Raw genomic sequence first — 14,918 nt, 5'->3', positions numbered from 1 at the left:
GACTAAGAGTGGGCCGCCTACTGCTTCACGTCAGAGACGCCTATACGCGTCATCGCGCGCCACAGGATCTGACCAGGGGCCCGCCGCTCGCTGCAGCTTCTTCGCGATGGCGACCAAGGAGAGGCTCAACACGATACTGACGCTGACGAGATAGAAGCCGTCGGCATAGGCCATGACGCAGGCCCCGCGGCAGACCTGGACCGCCAGCATGCCGCGGGCGGCTCCCTTACCGGCTGCCGCGTCGGCGAAGTGCTGGGTGCAGGCCGGCAGCCAGGGCAGTAATCCGATCCTAGGTGCGCGTGACGTTCACCGTGATCGCCTCGGCCAGCACCGAGAAGTGCATTTGCTCGCTCCGGTCGATCATCGTCGACAGCATCGCGATGCCAATCAAGCCGCCGCGATTTCGCATCGTGTTCGACAGGCCTGAAGCGTCGGTGGTCTTTTTCGGGCTCAGGCCGACGGGTGAGTGCTGCGAAAGCGTGATCGTGAACAACGGCTGGCCGATGACGCGCAGGAGCTGCGGTAGGATCAGCTGATCGGCCCCGACGTCGTAGGGCAAGCTGACTTCGATCCAGCAGCTCGTGGCGAAGACAGCGTGCCCGTGACGACGAGTAGCCTCGCGTCAATAATCGGCATCAGCAGGAGTATCATCGTAAATATGACGATTTGTGGGAGTCCGGATTACATGACCACGTAGCCGATCTGATCGGGGTTGTAGCCCAGGATCTGCACGCGGTAGACTAGATTTATAAAGACCGACCCAACGCTGGCTGGCGGCTATCCAGCTCCTCAGTGTTAGGACGCTTTTGTCGATACGGGGAAGCAGACTCCCAAAACATACAACGGCTTGCTACCGTCCACAGCCGATCATGGTGTGCCTCGTTCCGTGGTGTGCCCTTATGCGAACGGCTGGTCGCAACCAGAAGCGTACGCTTGCAGGATGTTGTGACGGTCCGAGGAGCGACCGAACTAAATCAAATGGAGTGTGCGAGGTTAGCATTTCAGAGCTGCGACCTACACACAACGCGCGTAATGCAATCAAGGGAGCGTCTGCAGCCGCTTGAGATGATAGTAATCATCAATACGTTGATCGGAGTTCAAAATCTGTGGCCACCGGCCCCGGCGGCGCCTACTGTCTGCACCTCCACCCAAACCCCAGAACTCAAAACCCTTGTCCCCAGCCCGCCCCCACCTCAGATGGGTCAGTTCGCCCTGCCGCCCCCTCGAGGCCTATGGACATCGAAGCCCTGCGCAGCTCGACCCTCGCCTTCGTCGAGGCGCACAAGGTCTGGACCCCGCTGATCGCCGGGGGGCTCGCCTTCTGCGAGTCGATCGCGATCCTGTCGCTGTTCGTGCCGGCCACCGTGATCCTGATCGGCATCGGCGCCCTGGTCGGGGGGGCCGACATCCCGCTCTGGCCGGTGATCGGCGCAGCCGCGCTCGGCGCCGCCCTGGGGGATTGGCTCTCCTACGAAATCGGGCGCTGGGTCGGGCCGGGCGCCCGCACCAAGTGGCCGCTGCGGCGCTATCCCGACCTCGTCGCCAAGGCGGAACGCTTCATCGGCCGCTGGGGCATCGCCGCGGTGGCGCTCGGGCGCTTCTTCGGGCCGGCCCGGGCCCTTGTGCCGCTGCTCGCCGGCACCCTCGGCCTGGCGCGGCTGCCGTTCCAGCTGGCCAACGTCGCCTCGGCCCTGGTCTGGGCCTTCGTGCTGCTCGCCCCCGGGGCCGGGCTGCTCACCTGGCTCGACCGATGATCCGCAAGGCCCGCTGATGCGCCGCTTCCCCCCGGAGCGCATCGTCTGCCTCACCGAGGAGACCGTCGAGACCCTGTACCTTCTGGGCGAGGAGGAAAGGATCGTCGGCGTCTCGGGCTACGCGGTGCGCCCGCCCCGGGTCCGCCGGGAGAAGCCCCGGGTTTCGGCCTTCACCAGCGCCGACCTCCCCAAGATCCTGGCGCTGGCGCCGGACCTCGTCCTGGCGTTTTCCGACCTCCAGGCCGACATCGTCGCCGACCTGGCCCGCGCGGGTATCGCCGTCCACCTGTTCAACCAGAGGGATGTTGCGGGCTGCCTGGCGATGATTCGCACCCTGGGGGCCCTGGTCGGGGTTCCGGAGCGGGCCGCGGCGCTCGCCCAATCCTTCGCCGAGTCCCTACAAAGGGCTGACGAGCGCGCGAAGGGAACGCCCCGCCTGCGCGTGTACTTCGAAGAGTGGGACGCGCCGATGATCTCCGGAATCGGTTGGGTCTCCGAATTGATCGGCTATGCCGGGGGGCAGGACGTCTTCCCCGAGCTCAGTCGGCAGCCTGCCGCGAAGGACCGGATCGTCACCGCCGACCAAGTGATCGCCGCCGCCCCCGACGTGATCCTGGCCTCCTGGTGCGGCAAGAAGGTCAACATCGATCGCATCCGCGCCCGCCCCGGCTGGGACGCGATCCCGGCGGTGCGAGACGGCCGGATCCACGAGATCAAAGCCCCGCTGATCCTCCAGCCGGGGCCGGCCGCGCTCACCGACGGCTTTGCCGCGATCCAGGTTTTTTTGGGACTAAGCCCTTAATCGAGGATAGTTCTTGCCGGCACGATCCGGGAGTGATGCCGCGCCGCAGGTGACGGGAGCGGCGCGATTCGACAGGATGTCCCGAATCGACACAGGCACATCCCGATACCGCATGTCCGCTTCCCTCGGCCTCCCCGCCCTCCCGGCGGGCACCCTGATCCTGCCCCCCGATGGACGGCAATCGCCCACCGCCCTGCGGATCCAGCGCGGCGTGCGCCGCCTCTTCTCCGAGATGGGCTGCGTCTCCCTTCCGGAATTCTCCTTGGTCAACGGCCGCCGCGCCGACGTCATCGCTCTGTGCGGCGCCGGACGCCTCACCATCGTGGAGATCAAGTCGAGCGTCGCGGATTTCCGCGCGGACCGAAAGTGGCCTGATTACAAGGACTTCTGCGACCGGTTCTTCTTCGCGATTCCCGAGGACGTGCCCGAATCCCTGATCCCGGAGGAGTGCGGCCTGATCGTCGCCGACGGCTACGGCGCCGGCATCCTGCGGGACGCCCCCGAGCACCCGCTCAGCGGCCCCCGCCGCAAGGCCGTCACCCTCCGCTTCGCCCACAGCGCCGCCCGCATCCTCCACGCCCTGGCCGATCCCGGCGCGGTGCGGGAAGGAGCGCTTTAACAAGGTATTCTAAGGGGTTATGCCATTGGACGGGGTTCTGGGGCGAAGCCCCGATGCAGCAAGGCTCCGCCCTGCATCCGCCAAAAGTCCCGGACTTTTTGAAGCCCTGACGTTTTCGTGAAGACTGCGCTATGGCCGGGTGATGACGCCCGTTGCCCTGTTCGAATTGATCCTCACGCTCCTCGGGGCGGCCCTGTTGCTGTCTTTGATGGCCAAGCGGCTCGGATTTCCCCCGGCCGCCGCCCTGGTGCTCGGCGGCATGGCGCTGGCGGTGGCGCCGGGCCTGCCGGCCTTCGATCTCGATCCGGACCTGATCATGGTCCTGTTCCTGCCGCCGCTGCTGCTCGAATCCGCCTATTTCACCGTCTGGCGCGATTTCCGAGCGAGCCTCGGCCCGATCCTGTCGCTGTCGTTGGGCGCCGTGCTGTTCACCACCCTGGTGGTCGGGCTCGTCGCCCACGCGGTGGTGTCGGCCCTGCCCTGGGCCGCCTGCTTCGCGCTCGGCGCCATCGTGTCGCCACCGGACGCCGTCGCCGCCAAGGCGGTGTTGGCCCGGGTCGCCCTGCCCCGCCGGATGGTGACGGTCCTGGAGGGCGAGAGCCTCGTCAACGACGCGTCGGGCCTCGTGCTCTACCGCTTCGCCGTGGCGGCGGCGCTGACCGGCAGCTTCAGCGCATGGGCGGCGACGGGCAGCTTCGCCTGGCTGGCGGTGGCGGGCGTCGCGGTGGGGCTCGCCTGCGGTCTCGCGGTGAATGCGCTGGTACGGCGCCTGCACGACGCCAACGCCGTGACGGTGCTGAGCTTTCTTGCCTCCTACACGGCCTATCTCGCGGCCGAGGAAATCCACGCCTCCGGGGTGCTCGCCGTGGTCGCCTGCGGCCTGATGATGGGTGGGCAAGAGCACGAGACCTTCGACGCCCATGTCCGGCGCCACGCCGTGGCGGTGTGGGAATTCGTGGTCTTCGTGCTGGAAGCCCTGGTCTTCGTGCTGATCGGGCTGGCCCTGCGCGGCGTGCTCGCCCGGACCGGGGGCGATCTCGGGCCGCTCGTCACGGGTCTGCCCCTGGCGGTCACCGTCACGGCGGCCTGCGTGGTCGCCCGGCTGCTCTGGGTCTTCCGGCCGTCTACCTGCGATGGACCTTGTCGGCCCGGGTGCGCGCCCAGGAACCCCGCCCGGACCCGCGGGTGCCGCTGATCATCGGTTGGGCCGGCATGCGCGGGGTGGTGACGCTCGCCGCCGCTCTGGCGCTGCCGGTGGATTTTCCGGGTCGCGACGCGATCCTGGTGGCGGCCTTCGCTGTGATCCTGTTCACCGTTTTGATCCAGGGTACGACGCTCGGTCCGCTGATCCGGACGCTGCGCCTCGACCCGAACCAGAGCCTGCCGGATGGCCATCTCGACGCCGCGATGGCCCGGGTGGTGGTGAGCGAGGCCGGGCTCGCTGCCCTGGAGCGGCTGGTGGCACCCGGATCCGGCGCGCTGCAGCATCCGCGTTTGGTGGAGGAATATCGTCGGCGGGTGCGGGCAGTATCCCGGGACCGCGACGAGCGTGGGGCGCTGGCCGCCGAGAAGACCGAGCATTTCGCCGCCGCGTTGCTGGCCGTGCGATCCGGCCGCTCGGCGCTGATCGCGCTGCACCAGGAGAACCGCATCCATAGCTCGGTGCTGCGGACGCTGGAGGGCGAGATCGACCTGGAGGAGCTCCACCTGAAGCGCCTCGCCGGCGCGCCGGCGGCCCATGGCGCGGCCTGATGAGCCGCGCCTGACGCTGCTGACCTCAGTGGGTGATGCAGGCGTCGGACGGGGTGTTGTAGCCGCTGTAGACGACCCGAACCTTGCGCAGGCAGGGCGCTGCCTCCTTGGGGGCCGCCACGGGGGAGACCTCCACGGGCTCAACTCGCAGGGTCGCCGTGATGGTCGGCTCCTCCGGGGTCGCCAGCGCGCGGCTGGCGCTCATCACGAACGGGGTGGCGGCCATGGCGGAGACGGCGATGGCGGCCAGGACGGCGAGGTTCTTGCGGCCGAAATCGTTAAGCTTGCGAGCCTGTTGCATGATCGGTGGTCCGTCCTGTTCGGCGCGCTGACGCTGCCGAAATCCCCTGTTTGCGGCGATAACTTGGCCGCGAACTTGACGGTTCCCGCTATGCCCCGAAAACAGTCGAGCTGGCGTGCTGGCCCGCACCCACGGCGATGATGTCAGAGGATCTTGCGGTATTGGACGAAGCCCGACCGCACGGCGATCCGGTCGTAGAGCAGCATCGCGTCGGTATTGGTCTCGTGGGTGAGCCAGTGGACGCGCGAACACCCGGCGGCCTGCGCAACGTCATAGACATGCGTGATCAGCCGGCGTCCGATTCCCGCGCCGCGGGCAACATCCGCCACGAACAGATCCTGGAGGTAGCAGTAATCGCCGATCGTCCAGGCCGAGCGATGGCGGATGTGGTTGACGAGGCCGACTGCCTCCCCGTCCCGCCAGGCTAGGGCGCCGTCCACCGGCTCGGACGGATCGTTGAGGCGGCCCCAGGTGCTCTCTGTGACCGCCTCGGCGAGGTCGACCTTGTAGAAGGCCTGGTAGCCTTGCCACAGCGGCAGCCACGCGGCCCGGTCCCCCGCGCCGATCGGGCGGATCTCGATTCTGTCCGGGCTGATGATCATGATCCGCCTCTCCCCCGCTGCGTGGGGGCAAGCTGACCATCGTCCGCCGCCTGGGCGCAAGGGGCGCCCTCGTCTTGCACCCCCCGCCGCCCGCACCTAAACCGGCCCGCCGACCCCCAGACCCGCATCGCCGAGCCTTCGCCGCCCATGTCCCACAAGAAATCGTTCCAGGGGCTGATCCTGACGCTGCAGGAATTCTGGGCGGCGCAGGGCTGCGTGATCCTCCAGCCCTACGACATGGAGGTCGGCGCCGGCACGTTCCATCCGGCGACGACGCTGCGGGCGCTGGGCCCCAAGCCCTGGAAGGCGGCCTATGTCCAGCCGTCGCGCCGGCCCAAGGACGGCCGCTACGGCGAGAACCCCAACCGGCTCCAGCACTATTACCAGTTCCAGGTGATCCTGAAGCCGAACCCGCCCAACCTGCAGGAGCTCTACCTCGCCTCGCTGGACGCGATCGGGGTCGACCTGAAGCTCCACGACATCCGCTTCGTCGAGGACGATTGGGAGAGCCCGACGCTCGGCGCCTGGGGCCTCGGCTGGGAATGCTGGTGCGACGGGATGGAGGTCAGCCAGTTCACCTACTTCCAGCAGGTGGCCGGCTTCGAATGCGCCCCCGTGGCCGGCGAGCTGACCTACGGGCTCGAGCGGCTCGCCATGTACGTCCAGGGCGTCGAGAACGTCTACGACCTCGACTTCAACGGCGCCGAGGGGGCCGACCGGATCACCTACGGCGACGTGTTCCTGCAGGCCGAGCAGGAATATTCCCGGCACAATTTCGAAGCGGCCGACACGGCGATGCTGTTCCGCCAGTTCACCGACGCGGAGGCCGCCTGCCGGTCCTATCTCGACGCCGGCGCGCCCGCCGCCGAGACCGAGCGCCACCGTATGGCGCAGCCGGCCTACGACCAGTGCATCAAGGCGAGCCATGTCTTCAACCTGCTCGACGCCCGCGGCGTGATCTCGGTCACTGAGCGCCAGAGCTACATCCTGCGGGTGCGGGAACTCGCCAAGGCTTGCGGCGCGGCGTGGCTCAAGACGGCGGCCGGCGGGGCGTGAGGCCTCAAAGCGGATAGGCGGTGCAGAAGAAGCGCCGCGGATCGCCGGGCTTCGATTGCCACACGGACCGGAACAGCGGGTTGCGGCCATCCGGGCTCTCGAGAGGTCTCTCGTAGTCGAACTGGTGGCCATAGACGTCCGCGAACTCGCGGACGAGTTGGCTCGGGCGGGGATGTCGGAAGAAGGCGAAGACCAGCACGTCGCCGCCGGATTGCGTGAAGCCGCAGGCCAGCAGGACGCCGCCCTTACGATGATTGGGGTTCAGCAGATAGCCGTGGATCTTGGATTCGGCGATTGCGAGATCGGGCGTTCAGTCGTCGGGATCGTCGGCCACCGCCCTTAGGCTGCCCGTAGGGCTCCCGCGCGAACCGTGGCGTTGTCCGCCACCGGTTCGTCGAACTCGACCTCGTAGGCTTCGCCGCCGGCCCAGATGCCGACGATCGTGCCTTCCATACCGGCCGGGATCAGGTAGCCGTCGTCGGTCTGCACATTGCGCAGCACTGCGACCTCGCTCAGCTCGGCGAAGGCCGGACGGGGCGTCACGGGATCACGGGATCACGGGACTGATACAGCGTGTCGAACGACATGCCGCATCATGTGCGCGCGGTTCGCAAACGCGCAAATGCTTCCATGGGTCGTCGGCGGAGCCCCTTGAGCCCTCGCGCGTTGCAACCCCCGCCAACCGGCGCGCTCCGGCGCGTCCGCAGACGCGGGAATCCCATGATGAAACAGACCCTCCTCGCCCTCGGCGTCCTCGCCTTCGGCTTGGCCCCGGCGCTCGCGGCCGATCCCGGCCCTGAGGCCGTGGTCAAGAAGCTCTACGCCGAGCCGCGCCCGAATCACTCGGCCGTCTACACCAAGCGGCTCCAGGGCCTGTTCGACGCCGACGCCAAGCAGGCCAACGGCGCCACTGGCAGCCTCGATTTCGATTACCGCCTCAACGGCGAGCCCCTGAAGCCCGACACCGTGAAGGCCCTGACCTTCAAGGAGGCCACCGAGGGCAAGGACCAGGCGAAGGTCACGGTGGAGCGGAAGGGCGGGGACGGCTCGAAATCCATCGTCTTCGACCTCGTGCGCGAGGACGGGGCCTGGCGGGTGTCGGACGCCCACGCGATCGGCGATCGCAAGTGGCAGCTCACCACCATCCTGAAGGGCGAGGCGCAATAAATCCGGCCCCGGCCGTTCGACCCTCGACAGGCCTGCGGCGCGGCGATATGGCCGCGCCATGCCCGACCTCCTGCTCGAACTCCGCTCGGAAGAGATCCCCGCCCGCATGCAGCGGCGCGCGGCGGAGGATCTGAAGAAGCTCGTCACCGATGCGCTGGTCGAGCGCGGCTTCCTGTACGAGGGCGCCAAGGCGTTCTCGACGCCGCGCCGGCTGGCGCTGCACATCGCCGGCCTGCCCGCCCGGGGCGAGGCGGTGCGCGAGGAGCGCCGGGGCCCGCGGGTCGGCGCCCCCGAGGCCGCCATCCAGGGGTTCCTGAAGGGCGCCGGCCTGACGAGCCTGGATGAGGCCAAGAGAATCACCGACCCGAAGAAGGGCGAGTTCTACCTCGCGGTGATCGAACGGCCTGGCCGCGCGACCCTGGACGTGCTTGCCGAGCTTCTGCCCGACATCATCAAAAATTTCCCCTGGCCGAAGGCGATGCGCTGGGGCGCGGCCTCGGCCCAGCCCGGCGCCCTGCGCTGGGTACGCCCGCTGCTATCGATCGTCGCGACCTTCGGGCCGGAGACCGAGACCCCCGAAGTCGTGCCGTTCGCGGTCGGCGGCATCGCGGCCGGCACAGTAACCTACGGCCACCGGTTCCTGGCGCCGGGGCCGATCGAGGTCCGCCGGTTCGACGACTACATCCAGGCCCTGGAGCGCGCGAAGGTCATCCTCGACGCCGACCGGCGCAAGGACGTGATCCTGCACGATGCCCGCGACCTTGCCTTCGCGCGCGGCCTCGACCTCGTGGAGGACGAGGGCCTGCTGGAGGAGGTGGCCGGCCTGGTCGAATGGCCGGTGGTGCTCATGGGCTCCTTCGACGCGGCCTTCCTCGACATCCCGGCCGAGGCGATCCGGGCGACGATCCGGGCGAACCAGAAGTGCTTCGTGCTGCGCAAATCCGGCTCGGAGGATCTGGCCCCCGCCTTCATCCTGGTTTCGAATCTTTTGGCCTCGGATGGCGGCCAGGCGATCACGGCCGGCAACGAGCGGGTAGTGCGGGCGCGCCTCTCGGACGCGAAATTCTTCTGGGAAACCGACAAGGCGATCCGCCTGGAAGACCGCCTGCCTAAGCTCGACAGCATCGTCTTTCACGAAAAACTCGGCACCCAGGGCGAGCGGATCACCCGCATCGCCGCCCTGGCGAAAGAGCTGGCGCCCCTGGTTGGGGCCGACCCGGCTTTGGCCGAGCGCGCCGCCCGCCTCGCCAAAGCGGACCTCGTCACTGAAATGGTCGGCGAATTCCCGGAGCTTCAGGGCCTGATGGGCCGGAAATATGCGGCGCTCCAGGGCGAGCACGGAAGCGTCTGCGCGGCCATCGAGGAGCATTACAAGCCGGTCGGCCCCTCCGACCGGGTGCCGAGCGATCCCGTCTCGATCGCGGTAGCACTGGCCGACAAGCTCGACACGCTGGTGGGCTTTTGGGCGATCGACGAGAAGCCGACGGGGAGCAAGGACCCGTATGCGCTGCGGCGGGCGGCCTTGGGGGTGATTCGGTACGTGCTTAACGGCAAACGTTCCAACCTCGTCAAAATCCTGGACGCACATGCCGAGCTCATCGGCGATTCAATAAAGAAAGCCCATCTCGCAAATGCTGGCGACGGGGTCGCATCGTTTGGGCATGGATTTGTATCGGTTGCTTGGGATGGGCGCCAAGTCCGATCATCGAGCCTCGATCTCCTCTCCTTTTTTGCCGACCGCCTCAAAGTCTACCTGCGCGACCAGGGCGCCCGGTACGACCTGATCGACGCGGTCTTCGCGCTGCCCGGCCAGGACGACCTGCTGATGGTGGTGCGTCGGGTTGAGGCCCTGCAGGCGTTCCTAGAGACCGAGGACGGCAGGAACCTGCTCGCGGGCTACAAGCGCGCCTCGAACATCCTGCGGATCGAGGAGAAGAAGGACGGCCGCGCCTACGATGCCGCGCCCGATGCCGCGCTTGCGGCGTCCGGCGAGCCGGCCGAGCGGGCGCTCGCCGAGGCCCTGGCGGGCGCCGCCGCGACGGCATCGCGAGCCATCGCGAACGAGGACTTCGCCGGCGCGATGCGGGCGCTCTCGACCCTGCGCGTACCGGTCGACGCCTTCTTCCAGGACGTGACCGTCAACGCGCCCGCCCCGAAGCTGCGCGAGAACCGCCTGCTGCTGCTCAACGCGCTCCGCGCCGCGACCCGCGCGGTGGCGGATTTCTCGAAGATCGAGGGGTAGCTCCCCCCTCTCCCCGCACGCGGGAGGAGGCCCGCACGGACCTCGTCGTCCGTGCGGGAAGCGCAGGCGCAGCCGGAGCGGCGGTGAGGGGGCGGCTCAGGAAGGGCCTCTCCGGAACCGCCCCCTCACCCTCGGCTGCCGCCTCGCTCCGGCGACGACGAGGTCGCCGGAGCCCTCTCCCCGCAGGCGGGGCGAGGGAATGCACGGCCACCGCTCCTTCACCCCTCATCTGTGATCATGCCCCGCATGATCCTCCACCTCCGGCAGGGTCAGCCCGAAATGGCTGACGAGATCCGCCACCTGCCCGGGGCTGAGCTGCCGCGGGTTGAGGTTGCGAAGGAGCAAGTAAAGCTTGGCGGTCTCCTCCAGCTCCTCGGTGGCGAAGACCGCACCCTCCAGGCTGTCGCCGGCGACCACCGGGCCGTGATTGGCCAGCAGCACCGAGCTGTATTTGCCGGCGAGCCCCCGGATCGCGTCCGCCACCGCGGGATCGCCCGGGCGGTAATACGGCACCAGCGCGGTGCCGCCGGTGCGCATCAGGTAGTAGGGTGTCAGCGGCGGCAGAACCTGGCGCGGGTCGATCTCCGGCAGCATCGAGACCGCCACCGCGTGGGTCGAGTGCAGGTGGACGATCGCCTTGGCCCCGCCCCGGCTCTCGTAGAGCGCCGTATGCAGCGGGATCTCTTTCGTCGGCTTGTCGCCGGAGATCAGCCGGCCGTCCGCGTCCAGCCGCGAGATCCGGGCCGGGTCGAGGAAGCCCAGCGACGCGTTGGTCGGCGTCACCAGCCAGCCGCCGTCGGGCAGGCGCAGCGAGATGTTGCCCGACGAGCCCGGGGTCAGGCCGCGCTCGAACAGCGAGCGGCCGTAGCGGCAGATGTCTTCACGCAGCCGGCTCTCATCGCTCATGCGGTCGCTCCCTCGATCAGCTCGAATCCGAGATCGATTCGTTTGGGACTTTCACCCAGCAGGCAGGCGGCCGCCTGCCTGCCGATTTCCAGGCGCGGGGTGCGCACCGTCGACAGGGGCTGGGGCATCGCCGCCGCGAAGTCGAGCCCGTTGAAGCCGAACAGCGCGATCCGCCCCGGTACGCTCAAGCCCGCCGACAGGCAGGCGAAATAGCCGCCGAGCGCCATGTCGTCGTTGGAGAAATACACGGCGTCGAGGTCCGGGTGGCGCGCCAGCAGCACCTCCAGCCCGGCCCGGCCGGAACCGGGCGAAGACGGCCCGGGCCGGATCTCTCTGCCGTGGAGCGACAAGCCGGCCTCGCCCAAGGCGGCCTCGAACCCGGCGAGGCGCTTGCCGGCGCGCAGGTCCACCTGCAGGTCGTGGCCGAGATAGGCGATGCGCCGGTATCCGCGTGCCACCAGGTGCCGGGCGCTCGCCGCCCCCACCGCCCGGTTGGAGAAACCGACCACGGCATCGATCCCCGCGCCGTCCGTGTCGATCATCTCGACAACGCGCACGCCCCCGGCCCTTGCCAGGGCCACCGTCCCGGGATTGTGCTCCAGCCCGGTGAGCAGCAGCGCGGCCGGGCGCCAGGACAAGAGCGCGGCGGCCAGCGCCTCCTCCCGGTCGGGATCGTAGTCGCTCACCCCGATCACGCAGCGGATACCCACGGCATCCAGGGCGCCGGTCAACCCGCGCAGCAAGTCGGGGAAGACGACGTTGGCGAGCGACGGCACGATCACCCCGGCGAGCTGCGCACTCGCCCCCGGTCCCGCGAGGCTCCCGGCGAGACGGTTCGGCACGTAGCCGAGCCGGGCCACGGCCTCCGCCACCCGTTCCCGGGCGCGCTTCGAAGAGGAGCCGTGGTTGCGCAGGACCCGCGAGACCGTGCTCTCACCGACCCCCGCCTCGCGGGCGACGTCGGTGAGCGTCACGAGCCGCCCCGGCGGCTGGAATTCGTCCATCTCCCGGCCTTTTCGTGCCTCTCCCGCTCCTCCCACCCACGCCCTCATCACGAGGCGGCTTCGCCGCGCCTCAGGATGAGGGGGGTGGATAAGAGGCCGGTCTCGCGCATGGCAGCGCCTTACAGCTCGCCATAGCGTCCTGCATTATACCGCACAACCGGATTGGCAGCGCTGCCAAAAGTCGCTACAGCCCCCGCCAGCGCCGCCGGAACGAGCGGTGAAGACCATTCCTCGCCCGCCTTTCGACGCGGCGCGGACCAGGGAGAACGCCGATGTCGGTTCAAGCCGCCCCGCTGCGGGGCGCGGCCCTCGCGGACGAAAAGACCTTCGTCGACCGGACCTACGGCAAGGTGTTCTGGCGCCTCGTGCCGTTCCTGATGCTCTGCTACGTGGTGGCGTATCTCGACCGGGTGAATGTCGGCTTCGCCAAGTTGCAGATGTCCCAGGAGCTCAAGTTCTCCGAGACGGTCTACGGCCTCGGCGCGGGCATTTTCTTTCTGGGCTACTTCCTGTTCGAGGTACCGTCGAACGTGATCCTGCACCGGGTCGGCGCCCGGGTCTGGATCGCCCGGATCATGATCACCTGGGGGCTGATCTCCGGGGCGTTCCTATTCGTGAACTCGGAATGGAGCTTCTACGGGATGCGCTTCCTGCTCGGCCTGGCCGAGGCGGGCTTCTACCCGGGCGTGATCCTGTACACGACGCAGTGGTTCCCGGCCCATCGCCGGGCCAAGGTGATCGCGGTGTTCATGGCCGCGATTCCGATCTCCGGCATCTTCGGCAACCCGCTCTCCGGCTGGATCATGGACGCGTTCAACGGCGCCCAGGGCCTGTCCGGCTGGCAGTGGATGTTCCTGATCGAGGCCGTGCCGGCGGTGCTGATCGGCGTCGCGGTGTTCCTCTATCTCGACAACCGCCCCTCCGAGGCCAAGTGGCTGACCGACGCGGAGAAGCAGGTCCTCGAGCGCGACATCGCCGCCGACAACCACGGCAAGGAATCCAGCCCGCACTCCATCGCCACCGTGTTCCGCAACGGCCGCGTGTGGTTCATGAGCCTGATCTACTTCGCCTTCGTCACCGGTCAGTACGGCCTGACCTTCTGGCTGCCGACGATCGTCAAGGCGTCCGGCGTGCAGGGCAACCTCAATATCGGCTTGATCAGCGCGATCCCGTTCCTGTGCGCGGCCGTCGTGATGATCCTGCTGGGCCTCTCCGCCGACCGGATGCGCGAGCGCCGCTGGCACCTGATCATCCCGGCGCTCGTCGGCGCCGTCGGCTTCGTCGTCTCGGCGAGCGCGGGCTCGACCACGATCGCCGTGGCGGCGCTCTCGGTGGCGGCGGCCGGCGTGCTGACCTGCTCGCCCCTGTTCTGGTCCCTGCCCACCGCCTTCCTGAGCGGCGCGGGGGCGGCGGCCGGCATCGCGCTGATCAACTCGGTGGGCAACCTCGCGGGCTTCGTCAGCCCCTACGTGATCGGGGCTTTGCGCGACGCCACCGGCAGCACCGCGGCCGGCATGTACGCGCTGGCGGTCATGCTGGTGGTCGGCTCGGCCTGCGTGTTCGTCACCCCGGCCAAGATGGTCAACCGCTGAGGCGGGTATGCCTCGACGCCCTCTCCTCCCTCTTGCGGGGAGGAGCCGGAGGTGGGGGTGGTGCCGGATAGGGCTCAGCGGTCCCTTCTGAGCCACCCCCACCCCTGACCCCTCCCCGCAAGGGGGAGAGGAAAACGCGGTGTTTCAAACACGTGCTGCCGAGTCTGTAACCTTCAAAGCAGGAGCCAACCCGATGGTCACCACCCCGCAGACAGGCCGCGCCGCGGTGATCGGCCTCGGCTCCATGGGCTCCGGCATGGCGGGCTCGCTGCTGCGGGCCGGCTTCTCCGTCGCTGCCTGCGACGTGAACCCGGAGGCCGTCGCCCGTTTCCGGGATGCGGGCGGGATTGCGGCGGCCAATCCGGCCGAGGCGGCGCAGGGCGCCGACGTGGTGGTGAGCGTGGTCGTCAACGCCGCTCAGACCGAGGCGGTGCTGTTCGGCGAAAACGGCGCCGCCGCGGCGATGCCCGAGGGCGCCGTGTTCGTCTCGTCGGCGACCATGGACCCTGCCGTCGCCCGCACGCTGGCGGCCCGTCTGGAGGCCACCGGCCGGCACTATCTCGACGCCCCGATGAGCGGCGGCGCCGCCCGCGCGGCCGATGGCGGGCTGACCTTCCTGGCCTCGGGCTCGCCGGCTGCCTTCGCCAAGGCCCGGCCCGCCCTCGATGCCATGGCCGGCACGCTCTACGAGCTCGGCGACGAAGCCGGCCAAGGCGCGGCCTTCAAGATGATCAACCAGCTGCTGGCCGGGGTCCATATCGCGGCCGCCTGCGAGGCGATGAGCTTTGCCGCCAAGCAGGGCCTCGACCTGGCCCGCGTCTACGAGGTGATCACCAAGTCGGCGGGCAATTCCTGGATGTTCGAGAACCGGGTGCCCCACATCCTCGACGCGGACTACGCGCCGAAGAGCGCGGTCGACATCTTCGTCAAGGATCTCGGCATCGTGCAGGACATGGCCCGGGCGGAGAAGTACCCGGTCCCGGTGGCCGCGGCGGCGCTCCAGATGTTCCTGATGGCGTCCGGCGCCGGCATGGGCCGGGACGACGATGCCTCCGTGGCGCGGCTCTACGCGCAGGTCTCGGGCGCCAAGCTGCCCGGTCAGGCTTAGGGAGTCCGAAGAA

At 68.7% G+C, this 14,918-nt stretch carries 17 protein-coding genes; 10 read left to right on the top strand and 7 right to left on the bottom strand.

The features are described from left to right. Positions 1 to 289 precede the first annotated feature (289 nt). Complete coding sequence (locus MKK65_RS27860) at positions 290 to 559, bottom strand: hypothetical protein (RefSeq protein ID WP_243961387.1); 270 nt, start codon at positions 557 to 559, stop codon at positions 290 to 292. Between the two features lie 673 nt (positions 560 to 1,232). On the opposite strand from MKK65_RS27860, the gene MKK65_RS27855 reads away from it, so the two are divergent. The 5 genes from MKK65_RS27855 to MKK65_RS31315 all read left to right on the top strand — a co-directional run bounded on the left by MKK65_RS27855 (position 1,233) and on the right by MKK65_RS31315 (position 4,927). Continuing rightward, positions 1,233 to 1,754: a DedA family protein gene (locus tag MKK65_RS27855; protein ID WP_243961385.1), complete on the top strand. Its 522-nt coding sequence runs from the start codon at positions 1,233 to 1,235 to the stop codon at positions 1,752 to 1,754. 16 nt (positions 1,755 to 1,770) lie between these two features. Beyond that, positions 1,771 to 2,556 carry a cobalamin-binding protein gene (locus tag MKK65_RS27850; protein WP_243961383.1) on the top strand — a complete coding sequence of 262 codons (786 nt, stop codon included), beginning with the start codon at positions 1,771 to 1,773 and terminating at the stop codon, positions 2,554 to 2,556. 112 nt (positions 2,557 to 2,668) lie between these two features. After that, positions 2,669 to 3,175, top strand: a complete 507-nt coding sequence (locus MKK65_RS27845) for an MmcB family DNA repair protein (RefSeq protein ID WP_058193507.1) — start codon at positions 2,669 to 2,671, stop codon at positions 3,173 to 3,175. Positions 3,176 to 3,317: 142 nt separating this feature from the next. Beyond that, positions 3,318 to 4,370: a cation:proton antiporter gene (locus MKK65_RS31320; RefSeq protein WP_279597002.1), complete on the top strand. Its 1,053-nt coding sequence runs from the start codon at positions 3,318 to 3,320 to the stop codon at positions 4,368 to 4,370. Continuing rightward, positions 4,361 to 4,927, top strand: a complete 567-nt coding sequence (locus tag MKK65_RS31315; protein WP_313902067.1) for a cation:proton antiporter — start codon at positions 4,361 to 4,363, stop codon at positions 4,925 to 4,927. Before MKK65_RS31320 ends, MKK65_RS31315 begins: the two co-directional genes overlap by 10 nt. A 25-nt stretch (positions 4,928 to 4,952) precedes the next feature. Here the strand turns inward: MKK65_RS31315 and MKK65_RS27835 are convergent, their stop codons facing one another. Together MKK65_RS27835 and MKK65_RS27830 are read right to left on the bottom strand one after the other, a co-directional pair. Continuing rightward, positions 4,953 to 5,228: a hypothetical protein gene (locus MKK65_RS27835; protein WP_058193509.1), complete on the bottom strand. Its 276-nt coding sequence runs from the start codon at positions 5,226 to 5,228 to the stop codon at positions 4,953 to 4,955. Positions 5,229 to 5,371: 143 nt separating this feature from the next. Beyond that, the gene (locus MKK65_RS27830; RefSeq protein WP_243961381.1) at positions 5,372 to 5,830 is read right to left on the bottom strand and encodes a GNAT family N-acetyltransferase; all 459 of its coding nucleotides are present in this window, start codon (positions 5,828 to 5,830) and stop codon (positions 5,372 to 5,374) included. A 147-nt stretch (positions 5,831 to 5,977) separates the two neighbouring features. On the opposite strand from MKK65_RS27830, the gene MKK65_RS27825 reads away from it, so the two are divergent. Then, entirely contained in the window at positions 5,978 to 6,886 is a 909-nt protein-coding gene (locus MKK65_RS27825) for a glycine--tRNA ligase subunit alpha (RefSeq protein WP_058193511.1), read from the top strand. A gap of 4 nt (positions 6,887 to 6,890) precedes the next feature. Here the strand turns inward: MKK65_RS27825 and MKK65_RS27820 are convergent, their stop codons facing one another. Both MKK65_RS27820 and MKK65_RS27815 read right to left on the bottom strand, forming a co-directional pair. Beyond that, on the bottom strand, positions 6,891 to 7,181 hold the full coding sequence (locus MKK65_RS27820) for a DUF6883 domain-containing protein (RefSeq protein WP_409565506.1): 291 nt from the start codon (positions 7,179 to 7,181) through the stop codon (positions 6,891 to 6,893). A gap of 44 nt (positions 7,182 to 7,225) precedes the next feature. Beyond that, a complete protein-coding gene (locus tag MKK65_RS27815; protein ID WP_243961377.1) occupies positions 7,226 to 7,429 on the bottom strand; it encodes a DUF4926 domain-containing protein in 204 nt (67 codons plus the stop codon). Positions 7,430 to 7,606: 177 nt separating this feature from the next. Between MKK65_RS27815 and MKK65_RS27810 the strand changes: the two genes are divergently transcribed. Further along, positions 7,607 to 8,053: a hypothetical protein gene (locus MKK65_RS27810; RefSeq protein ID WP_243961375.1), complete on the top strand. Its 447-nt coding sequence runs from the start codon at positions 7,607 to 7,609 to the stop codon at positions 8,051 to 8,053. Between the two features lie 58 nt (positions 8,054 to 8,111). Beyond that, complete coding sequence (gene glyS / locus MKK65_RS27805; RefSeq protein ID WP_243961373.1) at positions 8,112 to 10,295, top strand: glycine--tRNA ligase subunit beta; 2,184 nt, start codon at positions 8,112 to 8,114, stop codon at positions 10,293 to 10,295. 225 nt (positions 10,296 to 10,520) lie between these two features. Here the strand turns inward: glyS and MKK65_RS27800 are convergent, their stop codons facing one another. Beyond that, complete coding sequence (locus tag MKK65_RS27800; RefSeq protein WP_243961372.1) at positions 10,521 to 11,201, bottom strand: aldolase; 681 nt, start codon at positions 11,199 to 11,201, stop codon at positions 10,521 to 10,523. Then, positions 11,198 to 12,205, bottom strand: a complete 1,008-nt coding sequence (locus tag MKK65_RS27795) for a LacI family DNA-binding transcriptional regulator (protein WP_243961371.1) — start codon at positions 12,203 to 12,205, stop codon at positions 11,198 to 11,200. The genes MKK65_RS27800 and MKK65_RS27795 overlap by 4 nt, the downstream gene beginning before the upstream one ends. Positions 12,206 to 12,477: 272 nt before the next feature. On the opposite strand from MKK65_RS27795, the gene MKK65_RS27790 reads away from it, so the two are divergent. Together MKK65_RS27790 and ltnD are read left to right on the top strand one after the other, a co-directional pair. Then, positions 12,478 to 13,797, top strand: a complete 1,320-nt coding sequence (locus tag MKK65_RS27790) for an MFS transporter (protein ID WP_058193517.1) — start codon at positions 12,478 to 12,480, stop codon at positions 13,795 to 13,797. 193 nt (positions 13,798 to 13,990) lie between these two features. Then, entirely contained in the window at positions 13,991 to 14,905 is a 915-nt protein-coding gene (gene ltnD / locus MKK65_RS27785) for an L-threonate dehydrogenase (protein ID WP_243961370.1), read from the top strand. The last annotated feature ends 13 nt before the right edge of the window (positions 14,906 to 14,918 follow it).

The sequence above is a fragment of the Methylobacterium sp. J-001 genome (genome assembly GCF_022829565.1).
Classification (GTDB): Bacteria; Pseudomonadota; Alphaproteobacteria; order Rhizobiales; family Beijerinckiaceae; genus Methylobacterium.
This window is presented reverse-complemented; position numbering and strand designations above follow the sequence as displayed.

What these genes read in the sequence shown, in the direction of transcription:
- MKK65_RS27855 (WP_243961385.1), top strand. Translation starts at nt 1,233, where the DNA reads ATGGACATCGAAGCCCTGCGCAGCTCGACCCTCGCCTTCGTCGAGGCG.
- MKK65_RS27850 (WP_243961383.1), top strand. Translation starts at nt 1,771, where the DNA reads ATGCGCCGCTTCCCCCCGGAGCGCATCGTCTGCCTCACCGAGGAGACC.
- MKK65_RS27845 (WP_058193507.1), top strand. Translation starts at nt 2,669, where the DNA reads ATGTCCGCTTCCCTCGGCCTCCCCGCCCTCCCGGCGGGCACCCTGATC.
- MKK65_RS31320 (WP_279597002.1), top strand. Translation starts at nt 3,318, where the DNA reads ATGACGCCCGTTGCCCTGTTCGAATTGATCCTCACGCTCCTCGGGGCG.
- MKK65_RS27835 (WP_058193509.1), bottom strand. Translation starts at nt 5,228, where the DNA reads ATGCAACAGGCTCGCAAGCTTAACGATTTCGGCCGCAAGAACCTCGCC.
- MKK65_RS27830 (WP_243961381.1), bottom strand. Translation starts at nt 5,830, where the DNA reads ATGATCATCAGCCCGGACAGAATCGAGATCCGCCCGATCGGCGCGGGG.
- MKK65_RS27825 (WP_058193511.1), top strand. Translation starts at nt 5,978, where the DNA reads ATGTCCCACAAGAAATCGTTCCAGGGGCTGATCCTGACGCTGCAGGAA.
- MKK65_RS27810 (WP_243961375.1), top strand. Translation starts at nt 7,607, where the DNA reads ATGATGAAACAGACCCTCCTCGCCCTCGGCGTCCTCGCCTTCGGCTTG.
- glyS (WP_243961373.1), top strand. Translation starts at nt 8,112, where the DNA reads ATGCCCGACCTCCTGCTCGAACTCCGCTCGGAAGAGATCCCCGCCCGC.
- MKK65_RS27800 (WP_243961372.1), bottom strand. Translation starts at nt 11,201, where the DNA reads ATGAGCGATGAGAGCCGGCTGCGTGAAGACATCTGCCGCTACGGCCGC.
- MKK65_RS27795 (WP_243961371.1), bottom strand. Translation starts at nt 12,205, where the DNA reads ATGGACGAATTCCAGCCGCCGGGGCGGCTCGTGACGCTCACCGACGTC.
- MKK65_RS27790 (WP_058193517.1), top strand. Translation starts at nt 12,478, where the DNA reads ATGTCGGTTCAAGCCGCCCCGCTGCGGGGCGCGGCCCTCGCGGACGAA.
- ltnD (WP_243961370.1), top strand. Translation starts at nt 13,991, where the DNA reads ATGGTCACCACCCCGCAGACAGGCCGCGCCGCGGTGATCGGCCTCGGC.